The 21,036-nt window shown below is 39.1% G+C and carries 22 protein-coding genes; 8 read left to right on the top strand and 14 right to left on the bottom strand.

The window, feature by feature from the left end:
- Positions 1 to 99: 99 nt before the first annotated feature.
- Positions 100 to 957, top strand: coding sequence for a lipoate--protein ligase family protein (locus MKY78_RS12525; RefSeq protein ID WP_339213088.1), 858 nt, complete (start codon positions 100 to 102; stop codon positions 955 to 957).
- On the opposite strand, the gene MKY78_RS12520 is transcribed toward MKY78_RS12525, so the two are convergent.
- Together MKY78_RS12520 and pta are read right to left on the bottom strand one after the other, a co-directional pair.
- Positions 954 to 1,601, bottom strand: coding sequence for a Type 1 glutamine amidotransferase-like domain-containing protein (locus tag MKY78_RS12520; RefSeq protein WP_339213086.1), 648 nt, complete (start codon positions 1,599 to 1,601; stop codon positions 954 to 956). The two genes, MKY78_RS12525 and MKY78_RS12520, sit on opposite strands and share 4 nt — an antisense overlap.
- 89 nt (positions 1,602 to 1,690) lie before the next feature.
- Complete coding sequence (gene pta / locus MKY78_RS12515; protein ID WP_339213084.1) at positions 1,691 to 2,662, bottom strand: phosphate acetyltransferase; 972 nt, start codon at positions 2,660 to 2,662, stop codon at positions 1,691 to 1,693.
- 292 nt (positions 2,663 to 2,954) lie between these two features.
- Here pta and hemQ point away from each other — a divergent pair, with 292 nt between their 5' ends.
- The 4 genes from hemQ to MKY78_RS12495 all read left to right on the top strand — a co-directional run bounded on the left by hemQ (position 2,955) and on the right by MKY78_RS12495 (position 5,644).
- Positions 2,955 to 3,704, top strand: a complete 750-nt coding sequence (gene hemQ / locus MKY78_RS12510; protein ID WP_339213083.1) for a hydrogen peroxide-dependent heme synthase — start codon at positions 2,955 to 2,957, stop codon at positions 3,702 to 3,704.
- A gap of 387 nt (positions 3,705 to 4,091) precedes the next feature.
- Positions 4,092 to 4,514, top strand: coding sequence for a cell wall hydrolase (locus MKY78_RS12505; RefSeq protein ID WP_186868287.1), 423 nt, complete (start codon positions 4,092 to 4,094; stop codon positions 4,512 to 4,514).
- Positions 4,515 to 4,538: 24 nt separating this feature from the next.
- The gene (gene gerQ, locus MKY78_RS12500; RefSeq protein ID WP_186868286.1) at positions 4,539 to 5,015 is read left to right on the top strand and encodes a spore coat protein GerQ; all 477 of its coding nucleotides are present in this window, start codon (positions 4,539 to 4,541) and stop codon (positions 5,013 to 5,015) included.
- 377 nt (positions 5,016 to 5,392) lie between these two features.
- Positions 5,393 to 5,644 (top strand): hypothetical protein, encoded by a 252-nt coding sequence (locus MKY78_RS12495; RefSeq protein WP_186868285.1) that lies wholly within the window; start codon positions 5,393 to 5,395, stop codon positions 5,642 to 5,644.
- On the opposite strand, the gene MKY78_RS12490 is transcribed toward MKY78_RS12495, so the two are convergent.
- The 3 genes from MKY78_RS12490 to MKY78_RS12480 form a co-directional block, all read right to left on the bottom strand.
- On the bottom strand, positions 5,639 to 6,007 hold the full coding sequence (locus MKY78_RS12490) for a DUF423 domain-containing protein (RefSeq protein WP_186868284.1): 369 nt from the start codon (positions 6,005 to 6,007) through the stop codon (positions 5,639 to 5,641). The genes MKY78_RS12495 and MKY78_RS12490 overlap by 6 nt on opposite strands.
- 18 nt (positions 6,008 to 6,025) lie before the next feature.
- Positions 6,026 to 6,328, bottom strand: a complete 303-nt coding sequence (locus tag MKY78_RS12485) for a YwdI family protein (RefSeq protein WP_339213080.1) — start codon at positions 6,326 to 6,328, stop codon at positions 6,026 to 6,028.
- Positions 6,329 to 6,476: 148 nt separating this feature from the next.
- Complete coding sequence (locus MKY78_RS12480) at positions 6,477 to 6,608, bottom strand: hypothetical protein (protein ID WP_255488048.1); 132 nt, start codon at positions 6,606 to 6,608, stop codon at positions 6,477 to 6,479.
- Between the two features lie 313 nt (positions 6,609 to 6,921).
- Here MKY78_RS12480 and MKY78_RS12475 point away from each other — a divergent pair, with 313 nt between their 5' ends.
- A complete protein-coding gene (locus MKY78_RS12475; protein ID WP_339213079.1) occupies positions 6,922 to 8,268 on the top strand; it encodes a YjiH family protein in 1,347 nt (448 codons plus the stop codon).
- A gap of 147 nt (positions 8,269 to 8,415) precedes the next feature.
- Here MKY78_RS12475 and MKY78_RS12470 read toward each other — a convergent pair whose 3' ends face one another.
- The 3 genes from MKY78_RS12470 to MKY78_RS12460 all read right to left on the bottom strand — a co-directional run bounded on the left by MKY78_RS12470 (position 8,416) and on the right by MKY78_RS12460 (position 11,228).
- The gene (locus MKY78_RS12470) at positions 8,416 to 9,405 is read right to left on the bottom strand and encodes an acyltransferase family protein (protein WP_339217904.1); all 990 of its coding nucleotides are present in this window, start codon (positions 9,403 to 9,405) and stop codon (positions 8,416 to 8,418) included.
- Positions 9,406 to 9,564: 159 nt separating this feature from the next.
- Positions 9,565 to 10,143, bottom strand: coding sequence for a hypothetical protein (locus tag MKY78_RS12465; RefSeq protein WP_339213078.1), 579 nt, complete (start codon positions 10,141 to 10,143; stop codon positions 9,565 to 9,567).
- Between the two features lie 245 nt (positions 10,144 to 10,388).
- On the bottom strand, positions 10,389 to 11,228 hold the full coding sequence (locus tag MKY78_RS12460; protein WP_339213076.1) for a Ku protein: 840 nt from the start codon (positions 11,226 to 11,228) through the stop codon (positions 10,389 to 10,391).
- A gap of 107 nt (positions 11,229 to 11,335) precedes the next feature.
- Here MKY78_RS12460 and MKY78_RS12455 point away from each other — a divergent pair, with 107 nt between their 5' ends.
- Positions 11,336 to 13,147 (top strand): DNA ligase D, encoded by a 1,812-nt coding sequence (locus MKY78_RS12455; protein ID WP_339213074.1) that lies wholly within the window; start codon positions 11,336 to 11,338, stop codon positions 13,145 to 13,147.
- Positions 13,148 to 13,161: 14 nt separating this feature from the next.
- Here the strand turns inward: MKY78_RS12455 and MKY78_RS12450 are convergent, their stop codons facing one another.
- From MKY78_RS12450 to chrA, 5 genes are all read right to left on the bottom strand, one after another.
- Positions 13,162 to 13,413: a hypothetical protein gene (locus tag MKY78_RS12450; RefSeq protein ID WP_339213072.1), complete on the bottom strand. Its 252-nt coding sequence runs from the start codon at positions 13,411 to 13,413 to the stop codon at positions 13,162 to 13,164.
- Positions 13,414 to 13,566: 153 nt separating this feature from the next.
- Positions 13,567 to 14,919 carry an IS1182 family transposase gene (locus MKY78_RS12445; RefSeq protein WP_339213071.1) on the bottom strand — a complete coding sequence of 451 codons (1,353 nt, stop codon included), beginning with the start codon at positions 14,917 to 14,919 and terminating at the stop codon, positions 13,567 to 13,569.
- Between the two features lie 205 nt (positions 14,920 to 15,124).
- The gene (locus MKY78_RS12440) at positions 15,125 to 16,519 is read right to left on the bottom strand and encodes an L-cystine transporter (RefSeq protein ID WP_186868279.1); all 1,395 of its coding nucleotides are present in this window, start codon (positions 16,517 to 16,519) and stop codon (positions 15,125 to 15,127) included.
- A gap of 226 nt (positions 16,520 to 16,745) precedes the next feature.
- Positions 16,746 to 17,186, bottom strand: a complete 441-nt coding sequence (locus tag MKY78_RS12435; RefSeq protein WP_186868278.1) for an OsmC family protein — start codon at positions 17,184 to 17,186, stop codon at positions 16,746 to 16,748.
- Between the two features lie 39 nt (positions 17,187 to 17,225).
- Positions 17,226 to 18,404 carry a chromate efflux transporter gene (gene chrA / locus MKY78_RS12430; RefSeq protein ID WP_339213069.1) on the bottom strand — a complete coding sequence of 393 codons (1,179 nt, stop codon included), beginning with the start codon at positions 18,402 to 18,404 and terminating at the stop codon, positions 17,226 to 17,228.
- Between the two features lie 154 nt (positions 18,405 to 18,558).
- Here chrA and MKY78_RS12425 point away from each other — a divergent pair, with 154 nt between their 5' ends.
- Positions 18,559 to 19,488: a DUF4003 family protein gene (locus tag MKY78_RS12425; protein ID WP_339213068.1), complete on the top strand. Its 930-nt coding sequence runs from the start codon at positions 18,559 to 18,561 to the stop codon at positions 19,486 to 19,488.
- 83 nt (positions 19,489 to 19,571) lie between these two features.
- Here the strand turns inward: MKY78_RS12425 and ltrA are convergent, their stop codons facing one another.
- Positions 19,572 to 20,894 carry a group II intron reverse transcriptase/maturase gene (ltrA, locus tag MKY78_RS12420; RefSeq protein ID WP_339212845.1) on the bottom strand — a complete coding sequence of 441 codons (1,323 nt, stop codon included), beginning with the start codon at positions 20,892 to 20,894 and terminating at the stop codon, positions 19,572 to 19,574.
- Positions 20,895 to 21,036: the final 142 nt, after the last annotated feature.

The following is a 21,036-nucleotide window of genomic DNA, read 5'->3' as shown; positions in this document are numbered from 1 at the left end:
AGTGTTTCAACTCGTTTCTATTCGACGATTTTGTTATCATTATATAATAGATACTCAGGCGAAAAAAGACATTTTTCTGAAATGGTAAAGGAGAACAACATGAAAAATTGGCAAGAAATCATACATCATACGACATTCCGCTACATTGATCATACGAAAGAAAAATATTTTCATAACGTGTCGAATACCGCATTAACGTCCTTTGCAATTGATGATGCCCTTGCGACCTCTGTAAGCTTGGCAAAGTCACCTCCCAGCATGAGACTATGGGTCCACCCCAAAACGATTGTACTTGGAATTCCAGATGCACGTTTACCTTATGTAGATGAAGGGGTAAAGCTATTAAGAAGTCATGGCTATCAAGTTATCGTACGAAATTCTGGGGGGCTAGCTGTTGCACTCGATGAAGGCGTTCTAAATTTATCCCTTGTACTGCCAGGGGTAAAACATCTGTCGATTCATGAATGTTACGAAGCCATGGTTAGCTTTATTCAATACATGCTCCGTGATATCACAAATGAAATTGAGGCCTATGAAATTGTCGAATCCTATTGTCCTGGTGACTATGATTTAAGTATTAATGGGAAAAAATTTGCCGGAATTTCGCAACGCAGAGTCCGTGATGGTGCCGCTATCCAGATTTATTTAGATATTGAGGGAAATAGCCATGAGCGTGCAACTCTGATTCGACAATTTTATGATATTAGCTTAAAAGGGGAAGAAACGAAATTTACCTATCCAACTGTTAATCCAAACGTTATGGAATCTTTGTCGAACCTTACCGGACAACACTTGACAGTTCCCGACATGATTGGACGCGTTTTAGCCACTTTGCAAGAATTAGGAGAAGTCGTCGAAATACCATTTTCCGAAGATGAGCTGGATGAATTTTCCAACCGATATAAACAGATGGTAAAGCGGAATGAGAAAATAGTAAAAATGCAAGAGGAAGCTTAATGGAGTTGAATTAAGCTTCCTTTTTCCATTGTATAGACATGACCACCATCAAATGCCTGCAGATTTCCATTTTTAAAATATATTCCCGTTTGCTCATCAATACCATAGTTGTGGGCTGAATGTATATCCCTTGTCAACTGTGTGAGATGCTCCTGCTCATTCCACTGTGTGAAGTGCACCGCAATTAATGTGTCTTTAATTAATCCTAGTCCAGTTCGTTTCTGATAGTGATCCCAGCCACCATCCCGTGCGGAAATCACACATAATTCCGGACTAATTAATGCACCTGCAGAAAATCCCGCAACAGGAATCCCCTTCTCATAAGCATTTCGTACGGCATCTGCTATTTCCGTATCTACAATACAATCCGCGTATTTAGCCGTATCTCCGCCACAAATAATGATTCCATTACTACCTTTGATGATGCTAATCGCCTCTTCCACTGGTGTAGATGGTAAAGGTACATTGGAATATTCCGCTTGACTGAAATTGGATAATCGATCCGTATAGCGGTGAATGATAGGTTCCCCACCATCTATAAAAAGGATTGCTATTGGCCCAGGTGAAGTCAATTCCATAAATTCCTTGGCAAAAATAGCAGTAAAAGGTGAACCACCACCGAAAAGAAATAAATGCTTATCCATTCCCCTCAGCCCCTGTCTTAATATTTTGAACCATTATAACATAAGAAAAAGCCTGCAATAGATTTTTTCTATAACAGGCTTTTCTCTTATTACAATGCTTGAGCAGCGGTGATTAATGCAAGATTATAAACATCCTCTGCACTACATCCACGTGACAAGTCATTTACAGGCTTATTTAACCCTTGTAGGATTGGACCAACTGCTTCAAATCCACCTAAGCGTTGGGCAATTTTATAGCCAATATTTCCAGCTTCTAAACTTGGGAAAACAAATACGTTCGCATCCCCTTGAATAACTGCATCTGGTGCCTTTTTCGCTGCAACACTTGGAACAAATGCTGCATCAAATTGGAATTCGCCATCAATTACAAGAGAAGGATCTTTTTCCTTAGCAATCTGTAATGCTTCCACCACTTTTTCCGTTTCTGGTGACTTCGCAGAGCCTTTTGTAGAAAAGCTTAGCATTGCTACTTTAGGATCCACCCCGAATAATTTAGCTGTTACTGCAGACTCCACAGCGATTTCTGCTAGATCATTACTATCTGGTGTGATATTGATAGCACAATCAGCAAACACATATTTTTCATCACCACGAACCATGATAAATACACCTGACGTTTTCTTCACGCCTTCTTTTGTTTTAATGATTTGTAGTGCTGGTCGTACCGTGTCTGCTGTTGAATGGGCCGCACCACTTACAAGACCATCTGCTTCATTCATGTACACTAACATCGTACCAAAGTAATTTTCATCCACTAACATTTTTCGAGCATCTTCTTCTGTTGCCTTCCCTTTTCGACGTTCGACAAAAGCCTGTACCATATCGTCAAATTTTTCATAGCTGTTTGGGTCAAGGACAGTTGTTGCACTTAAATCGACATTTAATTCAGAAGCCTTTTGTTGTACTGCATCCTTGTCACCAATAACGATAGGGTTCAGTACTCCCTCTGTTCCTAGCTTACTAGCAGCGGTAAGAACACGCTCATCTAATCCTTCTGGAAATACGATTGATTTATTTTTGCCGTTAATCTGTGATTTTACCTCATCAAATAAGTTACTCATTATCTTACCTCCAATTGTTGTATGTACTTAATATGTATCAACATGATGTAAAAGTTGCACATATCGTGTTGTTTAAACCAATTATCATCATAGTATAAAATGCCCTAGAATGAAATGAAATGACTCAGCAAGAAATCGACAATCTGGTGACAACCCTACTAAAAAACCGGTTAACCATTGATATATCAATGTTCCTCCATCATTTAATAGGAAGCCCTCTTTCATGATTATGCCATTCATTTGTGATATAGTAAACATATGAAATAGATATTACTACGAAGGAGAGATATATATGGTAGAAGCTGTCGAAACAATGGATGGATGGTATAGCCTACATGATTTCCGCACAATAGATTGGACTTACTGGAAAACTGCAACTCCAGAAGAAAAGAAAGAAGCTATTGCTAGCTTTGAAGCACTCATTACGAAATGGGATGCTGTCGAGGAAGCAAAAAACGGGTCTCATGCCATGTATAAAATTGTCGGTCAAAAAGCAGACCTTATGTTTATGTTCCTCCGCCCAACCATGGAAGAATTAAATGAGCTAGAAACAGAATTAAACAAAACTAAATTTGCTGAGTTCCTAACTCCTGCTCATTCGTACGTTTCTGTAGTTGAGCTTTCTAAATATCGCCCTGCTAAGGATGGAATCGATCCTGAAACATTACCTGAAACACAAGCTCGCTTAAAACCTATCTTACCAAAATGGGAGCATGTTTGTTTTTACCCAATGGATAGACGTCGTGTAGGAGATGAAAACTGGTACACCTTAGAAAAAGATGTTCGTGGTAAATTACTTTATGAGCACAGTAAAACAGGTCGTAAATATGCTGGTAAAGTAAAACAGATCATTACTGGTTCTATCGGTCTAGATGATTGGGAATGGGGCGTAACTTTATTCGCTCACGAGCCACTACAATTCAAAAAAATTGTATACGAAATGCGTTTTGATGAAGTTAGCTCACGCTATGGTGAATTCGGTGAATTCTTTGTCGGAAACTTATTGAAAAAAGAAGAAATCGCTAAATTCTTGGAAGTATAAAACGAATAAACAAGACTTTCTGTTTCGACAGGAAGTCTTTTTCTATGCGGTTTTTGCAAGTTTTGATGAAAATACAAAGATTTTGTCAAAATCAGGACTGTGTCTAATATGTAGGATAATGTAGTAGAGGGATTCCCTACCCTGGCTTCAAAGATTTACCTCTTATGCGAATTGCTAATCGTAGTAGCTACCTAACAGGAAAATTATACTAGCTGAAAATTATATCAACCACAAGAGAAACATACCCATTTATCTCATCGCCAAACTTTTACTCTCTCCCCTACCTCGATCCCACTATAAATTTTCTAAAAAATATCTAGGCATATCACTTCCCACCCATACATACATATAATCATAGTAGACCTTGGATAGAAATGAGGTGTACTAATGGCGGTAATATCACATAACGAGAGCGATATTGATCTATTGGCACGTCTAATACGTGCTGAAGCAGAAGGTGATGGCAAACAAGGAATGTTAATGGTTGGAAATGTAGGGGTAAACCGTGTTCGAGCTGACTGTCTTGATTTTGTAGATATAAGAAGTATTCATGATATGGTATATCAACAGCCTGGTGGCTTTGAAGCCACTATTAAGGGATATTTTTATCAGCGGGCGCGAGAGTCTGAAAAGCGATTAGCTCGCCGGACGATTCAAGGGGAAAGGTTCCATCCTGCGAGTAATGCTTTATGGTTTTTTAGACCTGATGGAGCTTGTCCAGCTCAATGGTATAACCAATGGAACAGTGGAAGGTTTAAAGCACATTGCTTCTTCGCCCCATCCGCCGAAGATTGTCCAACTGTATTTTAAATAATTTTTAGGAGGTTTTATAGAATGTCTGATCATAACAACCAAGGAAAGTCTCAACAAAATGCAAGCTATAGCCAACAACCTTATTACTATTTCCCACCAACTTCTCCAGCATTTTATCCAGCATTTCCATATCGCCAATTTGGATTCCCACAGCAACAGCCCGGTCAACAGCAACAGCAACAACAATCACCATTTATTGATGTTCCAGGAATGCTACCAGCGGAGCAATCTTACATCGAGAACATCTTACGTCTAAATCGCGGCAAAGTTGCGACCGTTTATATGACGTTTGAAAACAATCCAGAGTGGAACGCCAAAATCTTTAGAGGGGTGATTGAGGCCGCTGGTCGAGATCATATCATACTTAGTGATCCACAAACCGGGAAGCGCTACTTATTACTGATGGTGTATTTGGATTATATTACATTCGATGAAGAACTAAATTATGAATACCCTTATGGAACTAACCCAAATCTAGCTACCTTCCCACCAAGATAAACAACGATTTGCATACAACTAGTTAGCTCCGGAAATGTACTTTTCTTTCATTTATTTCCGGAGCTAATAAAGTATCATGTTATTCGTTTATCTCAGATAGAAAACTAATTAAAAGTACTATAAAAGTGGCTGGGACATAAGAATTTATCTTAAAGGAAAAACCGAATGATGAGCAAAGACCCCGCTCCGGAAATATACTTCGCTTTCCAAGGGCGGCTGGTGAGGCTTCGCACTGCGGGGTCTCACCTATGCCTATCCTCCCGTAGGAGTCTAGGTATATTTCCGGAGCTAGTATCGTGTATCATTCGGTTTTACATTTAATTCTTGTAGTTATGTCCAAGCCTTTTTACATCACGTTATTTGCGAGGCGACTTTATATGCGACATCCATATAATAAATTTATACAAGGTGAACTGGTTGCAATTGGACTCGCCATAGTTTGCGGACTTATCGCATTAATACAAGGCGTTTTTTTACTTATCGTTATTTGCCTTTACCTACTAGCAGCAAGCCTTGTGTTTGACGGACTCATCGCCATGAATATGCGCAATCCAAACCACGGTGTCAAACAAATGCTAAGAGCGGCAATCCTGTTTCTATTAACCACTTTCCTATTCATTTTCTTATAGGAACTTGATAATCGTATATCCCAGTAAAATCCATCCAATTAAAAATGCTACCCCGCCAAGAGGGGTTATCATAGCGAAGGTTTTAATGCCTGTAGTGGAATAGATATATAGGCTACCTGAAAATAGGACAACCCCAATAAAGAATAACCACCCAGCCCAAGACAAGCTTCCGGACTGTAGTTTCCATCCAATTAATCCTGTTACAAACAATGCTACGGTATGGAACATCTGATATGTAACAGCCTTTTCCCATGTACGTAAAGCTTTTTCTGTTAGCTTACCTTCCAGTCCATGTGCTCCAAATGCACCAAGGGCTACAGCTAGAAAACCATTAATTACACCCAATATTAAAAAGATCTTCATCTCTTTGTACACTCCCTATTAAAAATCAAAAATCGAATCACCATTGCCTTCATCATCGAGCTCGATTGATCGTTTAAAGGTCTGTTGTGAAGTTGACTTTGCTTTTGGTGTTTCTCCTATCATTGCTTTTAATTCTTCCTCACTAATCGCATCTGTTTTTTCCTCTGTTGGTTGTGGTTGGCTTTCTGGTAAAAATAAATCACATAATAAACGTATATTTTCTATATTCTTAAGCATTTCTGGTTGGTTATGCTGATTCTGCATTGCCTGCTTTAGTTCTAGCATCATTTTCTGTAGAATCCGCTCATTTGCAACGGCCACTTGTGACACTCCTCTTTTTCTTAATCATTCTTCTTTATCATACCGAAAAGTATTACCATCATAAAGTAAAATAGACTTCTTCCAGGAAAATTAAAAAAGCCTTGAGCACCTCAAGACTTGTACTTACGTCATTAGGGAAAAGGCAAAGTTACGCACTTTGATCCTTATTCTCTTCTAAATAGCGACTAAAAACCCATTGCAAAAATTTAATCTCATCACTACTAAGCTTGCGATCTAGTTTACCTTCTATGTCTTTATGCATTTGCAAATAGTGTTTCATACGCTACTGGTCCCCTTTCGTATAAACCATCAATTATATATTACAATTTTTAGAATATATACTCAACATGTTTTTAATCAAATAGTGATTAATAACTAAAAAATAATAGATAGTGGAAAAATACAGCAATATAAAAGTACCATTCTCTGCTGCAATAACTGTTCGTTTTTACCCAGATTTCCTTCTAGCAAACTAGCTTTTTAATAAAAATTCATTTTGACAAATATATATGCGGAACTTATACTATTAACAGTGATTTAATTACTATTATTTTAATATACTAATACTAAACATATGAACAAGGTGGTTTGCCATGAAACATTCTTACACTCTCAAGGAGCAGCTAAAATTTATAATCCCCTCGCTTCTAGGTATTTTCTTTTTTATGATTCCAGTAAAAACAGCTGATGGATTTTCCATCCCGATTGCAATCTTAGCAAATTGGGTACAAGATGTGCTTGCTGGACAATTATCACTAATCATGATGATCATCATTTCTTTAACAGCAGTATTAACCATTCTTGCAAGAGTGATTGGTATTGATGCTTTAGCCAAAACTCCATTTTTTAAAAAACTACTTTATGTTAATTGGTTTTGGACTATTGCTAGAGTCCTTGCAGCTGCCTTTGCTATTATGGTTTATTTTAAAATTGGACCCGAGGCAATCCATAGTGAAGATACAGGTCAATTATTATTAGATGATCTATTGCACGTATTGTTTGCCGTCTTTTTGTTTGCTGGTATTTTCCTACCGTTGTTAATGAACTTTGGACTAATGGAATTATTCGGTACACTCGCAACAAAGATCATGCGCCCATTATTTAAGCTACCAGGTAGATCCTCAATTGATGCATTAGCATCTTGGATTGGTGATGGTACTATCGGGGTTCTACTTACTAGTAAACAATATGAGGATGGATACTATACGAAGCGTGAGGCTGCAGTTATTGGTACTACCTTTTCAGTTGTTTCGATTACATTTTCTTTAGTAGTCATTGATCAAGTCAATCTTAGTCATATGTTTGTTCCATTCTATATTACGATTCTGATTGCCGGACTAGTTGCAGCATTAGTAATGCCAAGAATCCCTCCACTTTCACGAAAAGCGGATACGTATATTAATGAACAAGCTTCTGGGATTGAAGAAGAAATACCAGAAGGCCATAACTCATTGTCCTTTGGTTATAAAAAAGCAGTTGATCGTGCGAAAAAAGAATCTAGTATTTATCAGTTTGTAAAAGAAGGTAGCCAGAACATTTTAGATATGTGGATGGGCGTTGCTCCTGTCGTAATGGCTTTCGGTTTAGTTGCTCTTATCATTGCGGAATATACACCCGTATTCCAATGGTTAGGTATGCCGTTTATTCCGATATTAGAGCTAATGCAAGTACCATTTGCACAAGAAGCATCTGAAACGATTCTAATTGGATTTGCTGATATGTTCCTGCCATCCCTTATCGGTTCATCGATAGAGGCGGAAATCACAAGATTTATTATTGCGGCATTATCGGTTACACAATTAATCTACATGTCAGAGGTAGGGGGACTTTTACTAGGCTCCAAAGTACCAGTTTCGTTCAAAGACCTAATCGTTATCTTCCTGCTTCGAACGCTTATTACATTACCAATTATCGTACTTATGGCACATATTATTTTCTAACCTAATTGCCATTTTGTTTAGGAACATTCCCTAAACTAAAGCAAATAATCCCGTATCACATTAACCGTGATACGGGATTATTACTATTTCTAGAAAAAGGGGGGCTACTTATATATACGTAATCCATTGGAAGAAAGTTTCAACAGGCTAATAACTTATTACCATTTTTTTCATATTCGTCATTTTACACTCGATTAATGGCTGACTCATCATGATCACTGGTTTACTAGAAAGTGCTAACACGATGAGCATGGAAACTCCGGCAAGCCCTATCACATCAAGGGGACTGCTTACTTGGAAGATATCAAAAGCACGGAAATATTGAATAATAAAGCCATGTAACAGATAGACATAAAGCGTTCTTTCTCCTAGTTTAGTCATGCTATTCCGCTTAGTCGGAATCCACGCAAGAACACTCGCTGCCATTAAGGTTGAGGTTACATACACTAGCAGTCTTGCTACCCCACCAAATTCCGTCATTCCTAGATCAAAGTAAGATTTAGATGCAAGCAGCCAACCAGTATTAACGTCAGGCGCAAAATATATCCCAACAGCGATGAACACCATCACCATAACCGATACTATCTTCACGCTCTTACGCTTCAACAGCATCACATGCTCTTCCTTCAACCAATAACCTAATAAGAAGTATGGGAAGAACACAAATGTCCTCGATAAACTAAATGAATGGCCAATTGCCGCTAAATAGCCAACAGTTATACCAAGTAATATTGCAACTAGTAAACTAGCATACGCTGGTAGCCTCTTAAATAAGATTAATAACATATGCCAACTAAATAAACTAATTAAAAACCACAATGACCAATGTGGGTAAAATATATCTGTTAACCAATTGGATTTCCCAATTAAATAATAGTAGGAAGAATAGATTAATTGAAAGATTACATATGGAAGTAAGAGCTTTTTAGCTAAATTGATAATATACCCTTTATTCCCAAAACCTTTAGCAAAGAATCCAGATAAGAATATGAATGCTGGCATATGAAACGTATAAATCCACGTATACAGCGTATGCATCCCCGCTGAACCGTCAATATAGGGCTGGATAACATGCCCAAACACCACTAAGAAGATTAAAAGTACTTTCGCGTTGTCAAAAAAGGCGTTACGTTCCAAGGCTCTCATTCCTTTACAAATTATTTCAAACAAAATCTTAATCACTCTTTACCCGCTTCAAAACAAAAATACGCATTATCCAACACGATTTAGAGGGGTTGTTAACAACATGTAAAGGCAATGAAAGATTGAAAATAGACTGTAATCTGTGTAATTGGATTAAATTGGTGGATTTGGGTTGGGGAGCTTTCTCTTGGGTTGGGGAGTTTCTTGTGGGGTGGGGAGCTTTCTCTTGGGTTGGGGAGCTTCTTTTGCTTTGGGGGTATCTTGCTTCGGGGCGGGCTTATCTTTCTTTGGCTTGGGCGCATCTTCTTCCTTTTTGGGGCTATTTTTCTTTCGGATGGTCGTATCTTCCACTGACCTGGGCTTATCTTCCTTTCTCTCGGGCTCATCTCTCCACGCTTTGGGCTTATCTTCCTTTCTCTCGGGCTCATCTCTTCCCGCTTTGGGCCTATCTTCCTTCCACTCGGGCGCATCTCCTCCCTCCTTGGGCTCATCTTCCTCCCCATCGGGCTCATCACCTTCCTCCTTGGGCTCATCTTCCTTCCACTCGGGCTCATCTCTCACCACTTTGGGCTCATCTCCTCTCGCTTTGGGCTTATCTTCCTCCCCCTCGGGCTCATCTCCTCTCGCTTTGGGCCCATCTTCCTCCCCATCGGGCTCATCTCTCCACGCTTTGGGCCTATCTTCCTTCCACTCGGGCTCATCTCTCCACGCTTTGGGCCTATCTCCCTTCACATCGGGCCCATCTCCTCTCGCTTTGGGCTTATCTTCCTCCCCCTCGGGCTCATCTCCTCACGCTTTGGGCTCATCTTCCTCCCCATCGGGCGCATCTCCTACCGCTTTGGGCTTATCTTCCTCCCCCTCGGGCTCATCCTCCACCACTTTGGGCTCATCTCCTCCCTCCTTGGGCGCATCCCCCTTCTCCAAAACCCTCCCCCACCACAAACAAAAAACCCCCACCATACAAGTGAGGGTCTAACTTACTGTGCTGCTTTCTTTTTAGTGGTTCCTTTTTTCTTCTTAGGTTGTGATGGCTTTGGTTTATCCTTTTTAGCTCGATCTAATGATGCTTGTAGAGCTCCCATCAAGTCTGTAACATTGTCTGGCTTTGGCTTGTCCTTTGCAGTAGTGGTTTGGTCGGTATTTTTCTTTTCTTCAATTAATTCTACCAATGCTGTTCGGTATTCATCCTTATATTTGTCAGGTTCAAATTCAGTTGTAAGTTGGTCGATTAACATCTTAGCTGTATCTAATTCTTTTTTGGCAAGTTCTACATTTTCAGGAATATTTGGAACCTCTTTCACATCCCTAACTTCATCGGGATAATGAATGGTCTCTACAACTAATGCATTTTTATAAATACGAATGACCGCTAACTGCTCTTTAGAACGAATCATCATTTTGGCTACACCGATTTTCCCGCTTTCTTCCAGGGCTGCTCGTAATAACCCATATGCCTTACTGCCACCCTCATTAGGCGACAGATAATAACTCTTTTCAAAGTAAATTGGATCAATATCCTCCAACTTTACAAAATCAATTATTTCTACTGCCTTATCCTCTTGCTCTTTTTTTAACTCTGCCAGATCTTCTTCGTCTAGAATAACAAATTTATTTTTTGCATATTCATACCCTTTGACGATATCCTCTGTTCCAACTTCCTTTTCACAGATAGGGCATACTTTCTCATACTTAATAGGCGACTTACATTCCTTATGAAGCTGTCTTAAGGAAACATCCTTATTCTCCGTTGCTGCGTGCATTTTTACAGGTATATTCACTAGCCCAAAGCTAATGGTTCCCTTCCACATCGTATGCATTCGAAATCCTCCCTTTTTCATAGTTTGTCGAAGTTCATGATTTTTAATCGTTGGATGATTATTTTATCGTTATTTCAACCATCCTATTATGGAAGGGAGTTATTCCTATGGATGTTATGAAACCAATCGCGACAAAGGATATTCCAAAGGGTGAAGACTGGCTATATGAAGTGAAATATGACGGATTTCGCTGTGTCCTCCATTGGGGAGATAATGGCGATATGAAGCTTATCAGTAAAAATAAAAAAGACCTTACTCCACAATTTCCAGAAATTATTGCTTATTGCAGGGAGAAAGCATCAATAGTTAAAAAGCAACTTCCAGTAAGCATAGATGGGGAACTTGTTATTTTAAATAATCCATACCAGTCCAACTTCTCCCTTATTCAAAAGCGTGGTCGCTTAAAGAATAAAGAATCTATCCAAAAAGCTGCACAATCAAGACCCGCAACCCTACTGGCATTTGATTTGTTCGTATTGGCAGGATCCGACATATCTAAAAAGCCTTATGAGACTAGAAAAAGGGCATTATCATCATTCTTCGACAAAGGAAAAATATGTCGTCATGCGGGGAATCGGATTGGTTATGTGAAAGCTTTTGAAGATCCTGACGAGTTATGGAAAGTCGTCTTTAACCATAAAGGGGAAGGGATCATTGCCAAACGGAAAAAGAGTCCCTACCGCCCTGGAAAAGCTCATCAAGATTGGTACAAGATTAAGAATTGGCGATTGATACATGCTTTCCTAACGGCATATGATAGCAAAAACGATTATTTCACTGTACAGGTCTTTGATGAGGAAGCATTATATTCTGTTGGCAAATGTAAGCATGGACTACCAGATACCGATTTTGATACGGTGAAGAAATTGTTTATCGAAAACGGCGAAAAGAATGGCGTAAACTATACCCTTCCACCTGCAGTCTGTGCCGCAATACACACCTTAGATATTTACCAAGGAGAGCTCCGTGAACCGGAATTTTACCGGATTGCCACAGAGATAAAGCCAACTGAATGCACGGTAGAGAGACTAGAACTAGATTTAGCTATGCTGCCTAACGTCATTGAGTTTGCAAATACGGACAAATTGTATTGGCCCGCGGTTGGTCTGACTAAAGGAAATTTCTTACGCTATATTCGCGAAATATCTCCGTACATGTTACCTTTCTTAAAGAATCGAGCACTTACCACTATACGTTGTCCAGATGGTGTTGATGGTGAGTCTTTTTTCCAAAAGCATCTCCCCTCCTATGCACCGGATTTTATTACAGGGATTGGGGAAGGCGATGAGAAAATCATGGTATGTGATTCACTTGAATCGTTATTATGGTTTGCTAATCATGGTACATTGGAATATCATGTTCCATTCCAAGTCGTAACGAGCAAGATGCCAAACGAGATTGTGTTTGATTTGGACCCACCAAGTCGAGATGAATTTATTTGGGCGATTAAAGCAGCTCGCATTATTAAACAGTTGCTTGATGACTTACAACTGAAATCCTTTATTAAAACCTCTGGAAATAAAGGCCTCCAAGTCCATATTCCAATCCCAGAGGAAAGTATGACCTATGAAGATACCGGAGTATTTACCCAAGCAATAGCCTACACGGTAGAAAGCCAGCATCCCGATCTGTTTACTACAGAAAGAATGAAAAACAAACGAAACGGTAGGCTCTATATCGATTACGTTCAGCACGGAAAGGATAAGACATTAATTGCTCCTTATTCAACAAGAAAAACGGCAGAAGGAACCGTAGCAACACCCCTGTACTGGGAGGAAGTAACAGACGAACTACGACCAGAAATGTTCACGGTAGAAAATGTGGTAAAGAGAGTTCAACAAAACGGTTGTCCGTTTCGGGATTATTTCTTAGTCGGGGAAGAGCAAGACATGGCGCTAGTGATAAAATTAATCCAATAGGTGGCAACTATTAACTAGTTTCCACCTTGATTGTTTCTTCTTTTCTTGTAAATCACATTCCACACCCTTATAATTGCTCCTATCAATAGCACCAGAATTGTAATAAGAATGATAGGACTAGAACTCTCTAGTTCTACCCCTTGATTCACTTTTTCCTCTTCTATCCTATTCCATTCATCTGCGTTCCTTTCCGCCATTCCGTAACTGGCTGGTAATGAAAACAAAAAAATAAGTGAAACAAGTATCGCAAAAACAGTTCGTTTCAACTACACATCCATCCCTTCTTATCATAAAAATATTGAAGGTCGTATGTTGTATGGGTGGCATCATTTTTTACTATGTGAGTCAATTTCATAATTGCTCTTTTTAAAAATACAGAATCCTACAGAATTTCTAAAATGTATTTTTAAAAACAGAAATCATGCTACTTGTTGCTGATTTAATTGTACATTAATTCGGTCTGCGGCTAACTTTGAAGCATTATAAATAAGGGTTACCATGTCAAAATGAATTTTTGCACGTTTCCCAGTACGATAGCGAACATTGTTCAGTTGAAAGAATTCTTTCAGATAGGCATTAACCCGTTCTACGGCAGTACGACGTTTGAAAATGTTTTTCCATGCTTGTGACCCGCGTGCTGGTGCGGTATATCTGCGAAGGTCTGAAGTGATTTTCACTTTATAAACCTTTTGGCAAATACCTTCATTAGCTAAGGGACAGTCGCTGCATTCCTTTGGTCTTGTGTATTTCAATGTTTCATATTTAGGATCAAAACTATCATAACGATAAGAATGCTCTCTGAAACAAGTTGGGGCAAAGTGTTTATCATAGCCAATGATTTCCCCTTCATTTCGCTTATTATACGCGATGACGGATTGTTGTCCCATTCGATGTACCTGCTCGTATATGGGTTCATAGTCATAGCCCGCATCCATTGTTTGATAACGTAATGGAAGGTGAAGGCGTTCCTGAATTCCTTTCAGTAAAGGGATAGCTGCCTTACCATCATTTAGACTCCCAGATGAAAAAAGAGCCTGTAGAATGTATTTGCTTGATGTACCAACGGCTAAATGACCTTTGTAGCCAAACCAAAAAACATTTTGTCCTTCTGAGTTCTTTTTCACGCCCCATTTAGGGTCTTGGGGAACTTCGGCACGTAGTTCGGCTAGGGGAACATCTAATTGGGCCACAATTTTTCTATCATATAAAGGTAAATTGGCTTCCGTTTCAGCTTGTTCTTTAAGCCACCCGTCACGCTCATCTTTTGATTTCCGACCACGTTTTTGGGGTTCAGATTTTGGCTTTTCTTCTTTTGGCTGCGCTTGGTCTCGTGCTTCAAAATGGGTTGCATCAATGGCCACTGTATCATCCGTGATGAAACCTTCTGCAATAGCCTGGAGGACCACTTTTTCTTGTTCTTTCTCAAGGATATCGCTTTCCTCCAATTTCGTTATGAGACGTGAATAGGAGGATTCTGAAGGCACATGATCAGAAACCAAAAAGCCACAATTTAACTTAAAAGCTAGATCATCATGAAGACGTTTTATAAGATCCTTCATCGTAGGGATGCGCTCTATGTATCTTACAAAGGTGGAGATAATCATGGCTGCATAGTTTAGTTCTTCCGGTGCACCCAACCGTGATTTTTTCGCCACTTGATGGTACATCGAATCCAAATCTACCGCTGAAATAATGGCTTCATATTTTTGGGTAGGTTCCATGTCAAATAATTCCTGTATGCCAAATAGGCTAGGTTGTCGTATAATAGTCATAAGAAGTACTCCTCCAGTCTTTTTATGGTTTGTGGTCAACTACCATTATACAAGATTTGGGGAGGTACTTCTTTTTTTATCTCTTAAACCCCTTGATACACAAGGGCTAAGAATTATGAAATTCATTCATGTAAATATACTTTACTTTTCATCGAACAAAAATATAACCGTTCCTACATATAATCTAGGAACGGTTATCGTTATATTATAGAGATTTTGCTTCTTCAATTGCGGTTTTATCATTAAATACTTTACTATTAAAGTTTCCAAGTATTCTTGATGTTAATGTACCAGTAACCATTGCACCATTAACATTTAATGCCGTACGTCCCATGTCAATGAATGCTTCAATTGAAATCAATAGACCCGCTAATCCAACTGGTAATCCCATAGAGGAAAGAACGATAAGTGCAGCAAATGTTGCTCCACCACCAACACCAGCGATTCCGAATGAGCTAAAGCCAATAATTAATACAAGTGGAACTAAGAATTCCCAAGTTAATGGATCAATTCCAACAGATGGCGCGATCATGACCGCTAGCATCGCAGGGTAAATTCCGGCACATCCATTTTGCCCCATAGTCGCACCGAACGATGCAGACATATTGGCGATACCTTCTTCTACACCTAGTGCATTTTTCTGAGCAGAAACATTTAATGGAATTGTTCCTGCACTTGAACGTGAAGTAAAGGCAAAGCTTAATACAGGCAATACTTTTCTTACATAATTTATCGGATTTAAACCAAACACACCTACTAATACTAGGTGAATAATAAACATAATGGCTAATGCTAAGTAAGATGCTAATACAAACTTACCAAGCTGTAAAATTCCTGCAAAATCTGTTGTAGCTACCGTATTCGCCATTAAGGCTAAAATACCGTATGGTGTTAAACGTAATACTAGAGTCACGATACGCATGACAACACCATATACCGCGTTAACCATTTTCGTAAAGGTCTCCGCTTGTTCTGGATTTTTGCGACGTAATCCCAGAACGGCAACCCCAACAAAGATGGAGAAGATTACGACCGCAATAACAGATGTTGAACGAGCTCCTGTCATATCTAAGAAGATATTAGACGGAATAAAGTTTAAAATACGCTGTGGTGTTGTAACTCCTTCTACATCAGACGAATAACGTTCTTCCAGTGAAGCAGCACGATCTTGTTCTGCTTGCCCTGCTGTAATTTCTTCTGCATTTAAATCAAATATCGTTGCCGCAGCAACCCCGACTAGAGCAGCTACCATTGTCGTAACAATGAGAAGTCCAATAATCCAACTAGCCATTTTACCAAGCTGCGCTGTTTTCTCAAGGTTTGTAATTGCTTGGATAATCGATATCATAACCAACGGCACAACAATCATCATTAGGAAGTTAATATATCCTCGCCCAACGATACTGTACCAATCTGTCGTTAAAGCAAGCGTGTCAGATCCACTTCCATAAATCCATTGTAATAACGCTCCTAGTACAATCCCTAATCCTAGACCTGTAAATACTCGTTTCGTAAAGGAAACATGTTTGCGTTGCATATAAACTAATAAACCAATAATAACGAGTAATACGGCAATATTTAAAATGACCATCCAGTCCATGTATAAATCCCCCTCTAATTTTTTATAAGTTATGTCTTCTACATGACTATCGCTACTAAAATTGATAAATCCGATAAAATTAGTATGACTTGAATAAGATACATCGTTTTTCACCAAGTGTCAAGAGAATGAATTCAACTATACTGACAAAAAGTAATGTAATTAGCTATTACCACTACTGGCAAAATGAAGGACACTACGCGTATACGTAGTGTCCCCCTATTTTTTATAAAATATGATATTGTAGTTCCAGATCCACATTACCTTGAATTGCTCGAGATATCATACAGCTTTTTTCTGCTTTTTGAATTAACTTTTCCAATACTTCATAATCCTTCTCACTTGCCTGGCTTGTTAATGAAACGGTAGGTCGGTGTATAATTTTTTTATATGTAAATACACCATTGGTTACATCGACAATCCCTTCTGACTCTAAAGCCATCTCTTTTAATGGTAAATTGGCTCGTTCCATCATCGCTGCTAAGGTAATAATATAGCAAGTAGCTGCGGCACCAAGCAGCATTTCATCTGGGTTTGTCCCAACACCTGGGCCATCCATTTCAGTAGGAATGGAAATCTTCGTCTTTAAATTTCCTGCGTCAATATATCCCTCACTATTTCGTCCGCCTGGCCAATCCGCTTTTAAATGAAAATGATGTTCTGCCATCTTAACTCACCTCATTATTCATTCTAACGGAATACTTCTTTAAATGAAAAAGTAATGCATAATCTCTCCTAATACAACTCCAATAATTACAATCATCCACGCAGGAGTTTTCCAGAAATACATTAGGGCGAATAAAATCGCTGCTAACGAGAAGCTCGCTGCATTTGTAATGGAGCTAGTAAAGACAGGATCATAGAATGCGGCTAGTAAAATACCAACCACACTTGCATTGACTCCTGTTAAAATTCCCTGGAATCGCTTGTGCTTGCGCAGCTCACTTAAAAAAGGAAGTGCTCCAATGATAAGCAGAAATGATGGTAAAAACATAGCTACCGTCGCAATGATTCCCCCTACAAGACCACTAATCATCGTCCCAAGATAACTGGCAAATGTAAATAACGGACCAGGTACAGCTTGAGCCATACCATAACCAGCAAGAAATTCACTGCTTGTTACTAATCCATTCGGGACAACCTCTTGTTCTAATAACGGTAATACCACATGTCCTCCACCAAATACAATGGAACCAACCCGGAAGAACGTATCAGCAATACTTACATATTGATTGTTCATCACTTGTGCCAAAATAGGTAGTCCAATTAATAGAATGACTAATATGGCTAATGAAATAATTCCTTGTTTTTTTGATATCGACATGGAGAAAGATGCTACTTTTGACACGGCATGCTTAGAAAAAAGAAAATAACCAATAATAGCAGCACCTATTATAATCGCAATTTGTATAATAGCAGAAGGAAATAATAACATGACTAACATCGCCATAATGCTAATGGCAATACGAGGCTTGTCAGGAGCCAGATTTTTCCCCATCCCTAACACAGCATGTAGCACTACTGCTACAGCTACAATTTTTAAACTTGCAATCCACGTTGCATCTCCTAAGGAAAAGGATTGGAATGCTAATGCAAACAGGATTAAGACGAGAACAGATGGTATCGTAAATCCAAACCACGACACAACACCACCTAACATTCCACCACGCAACATTCCAATAGCAATACCGACCTGGCTACTTGCCGGTCCAGGAAGAAACTGACATAGCGCGATAATATCGGCATAGGTCTTATCATCAAGCCACTTTCGCTTGTCAATATATTCATTTTTAAAAAAGCCTAGATGTGCCACTGGTCCACCAAAAGAAGTTAGTCCTAGCTTCAGGGAAGTTCCAAATATCTCTAATAATGAATTTCTCTTCATTGTTACCTCCAAACGTTTTATTTTTTCTAAGGTAACATATTCTACCCGATTCCCGCTTCAAATTTACATAAAGTTTACAAAGTATATGTACTGTGAAACTATTCGGTTACCGATTTCGTAGTACAATTAACTTCGCAATGAAAGGAGTATTCCTTTGAATAACGTACTGGATTCTTATAAACAAACGTTTGATTTACTCAAACGCCATATGAAGTGGAAAGTATCAGACAAGCGAATTCTCATGACCATTTCTTCTATATATGTTCTAAATCAAGAGACACTAGATGTGGACCGTTTTCTCCAGTTAGCAGATGCGATCAAAAAGAATGCAGGTCTCTTCTCTAGCATTCGCTCACATCCAAGATTTACGACAGCTGCTATGCTAGATGTAAAACTAGAAAGGCCAGAGGATAAGGTCGATCAGCTTCATGTGCTTTACGATTTATTTAGAAAAGCAAGATTTGGGAGTAGCGTATTTACGTATATTGCAGCAACCATTCTACATGCGAAAGAAATTTATGATGATATGAAACGTGAGCATGCCTTCTTAACAACAAGTAGTGACTACCCTATGGCAACAATCCTTGCGTTAGAAAATAGAACAGGTATTATTCAGCATATTGAAGATTTCTATAACGAACTTCCTAAACATGGTTTCCGTAAAGGAAATGACTTACAATTCCTAAGTCATATATTGGCTCTTAATACAGCGGCTCCTAAGCATGTGCTAATTAGTCGGGTCATCCATGTCATGGATTCTTTTGTTCAAGCACACATAAAAGCAAAACAGATGTATTATCCAATTATCGGAATGCTCGCATTACTCCCTCCAGAGGAATATGATATAAGACCATTACTTTCCCTGTATGAGGAGTTGAATTCGGAAAAGGAATTTAAATGGTATAAAGATATAAATCTGATACTAGCTGCGAGCTTCTTTATGAATGAAAAAATAGACAAAAACGGGTTAGCTGAAACAAGTTTAAATACAATTCTTGAGGCTATCCTGCAAGCACAGCAAGCCGTGATGATTGCAACCGTTACCGCTACTGCAGCTGCAAGCTCGAATAATAGTGGAAATTAACATAAATAGAGTAGGCGCATGAATCACTCATGCGCCTCTCGCAGTTCCGTACGTGCGGGTCATCGCATACGGCTCCTCCATGATTATTCCCTTTGGGAATGATGTTCATTGTAAATATCAACCAGAGAAACAAGACCAATTTCCACAAACTTTTTGTTTGGAATTGCTGTGTGTACTGGGGTTGATAAGGAACTTCTCCAATTGTACATTCGCAATTGTGGTAGTTCGCCTTTCCAGTTTCTTCTCCTCAGCTCTCTGTGGAGTTTCCTAATCTTTCTCCAACTTCTAAGTTGAACCATCCTTAGCCTTCTTCGAATCCATGAATCCAGTTCTTGGAATAAGGATTTGACATGTCCATGCCCAAAATAGTTTCCCCAACCTCGGAGATAGGTGTTCAGCCTTTTCCTAACTAAATCTTCAAGATTGACCGTTTGATTCTTCCTAGTAATTTCCTTTACCTTCGTTTTGAATTTCTTTAACGATTTAGATGATGGTTTCATCCATCTTCCTCTAGTGAATTCGTGTCCTAGAAATACAAATGGCTCTTCCAGATTGTTGACTATCTTCGTCTTTTCAGGGTGTACTATTAGACCTAATTCTGTCTCCAAGAATCGGATTACTGATTTTAATACTCTTTCAGCGCCTTTTCTTGATTTACAACATATTACGAAGTCATCGGCATATCTTGTAATTCGATGTCCTCTTTTTGTCATGACTTCATCAAGAGAATGAAGGTAGATATTGGCGAGAAGAGGGCTAATAACCCCACCTTGCGGGGTGCCCTTCTCATTCAAGTAAAAGCTTCCATCTTCCATAATTCCAGCTTCGAGGAAACTTTGGATTAAATTTAGAACACTGCCATCCACAATTTCTTCCCTTACCGCCTCTATCAGCCTATCTTGCGGTATGGTATCAAAGTATGATTTCAAATCAGCATCAATTACATATATGTAACCGTCGGTTAAGTCTTTCTGGATTTTTTCCAGTGCCATATGGGCACTACGTTTAGGTCTAAATCCAAAACTGCAATCCAAGAACTTTGCCTCGAAAATTGGTTCTATCACACGTCGCACAGATGCTTGGACAACTCGGTCTCGTACTGTTGGAATTCCTAAAGGTCTTTGAGAACCATCTGCCTTTGGAATGTAGACTCGTTTTACAGGCCTTGGTTTGTATGTCCTACTTAATAATTCCTGTTGAAGGATTTGTACATTATCCTCCACACCATATTCGAAGGCTCTAATATCCACGCCATCTATTCCCGCAGAACCTCGATTCCGTTTTACCTCCAGGAATGCTTCCTCCATATTAGGATATGCCCATATTTTATCCATAAGGCTATACCATTTCCTCTGGTGATTCCTAAATCCCTCACGAAAGTTACCTTTTCCTTCTTGCTCGTTCATGATTCGTATTCCTTCCCTTTGGTATCCACGATTTTCTAGTCATTTAAGACAATGTTCGTTTCACCCATAAGTTACTCCGCCCCAGACGGTCTACCCTTCTGTTCGACCTCAGTTCTTCGGCTACCTACCTCACTGACTTCTG

Source organism: Ornithinibacillus sp. FSL M8-0202 (assembly GCF_037975285.1).
Classification (GTDB): domain Bacteria; phylum Bacillota; class Bacilli; order Bacillales; family Amphibacillaceae; genus Ornithinibacillus; species Ornithinibacillus massiliensis.
This window is presented reverse-complemented; position numbering and strand designations above follow the sequence as displayed.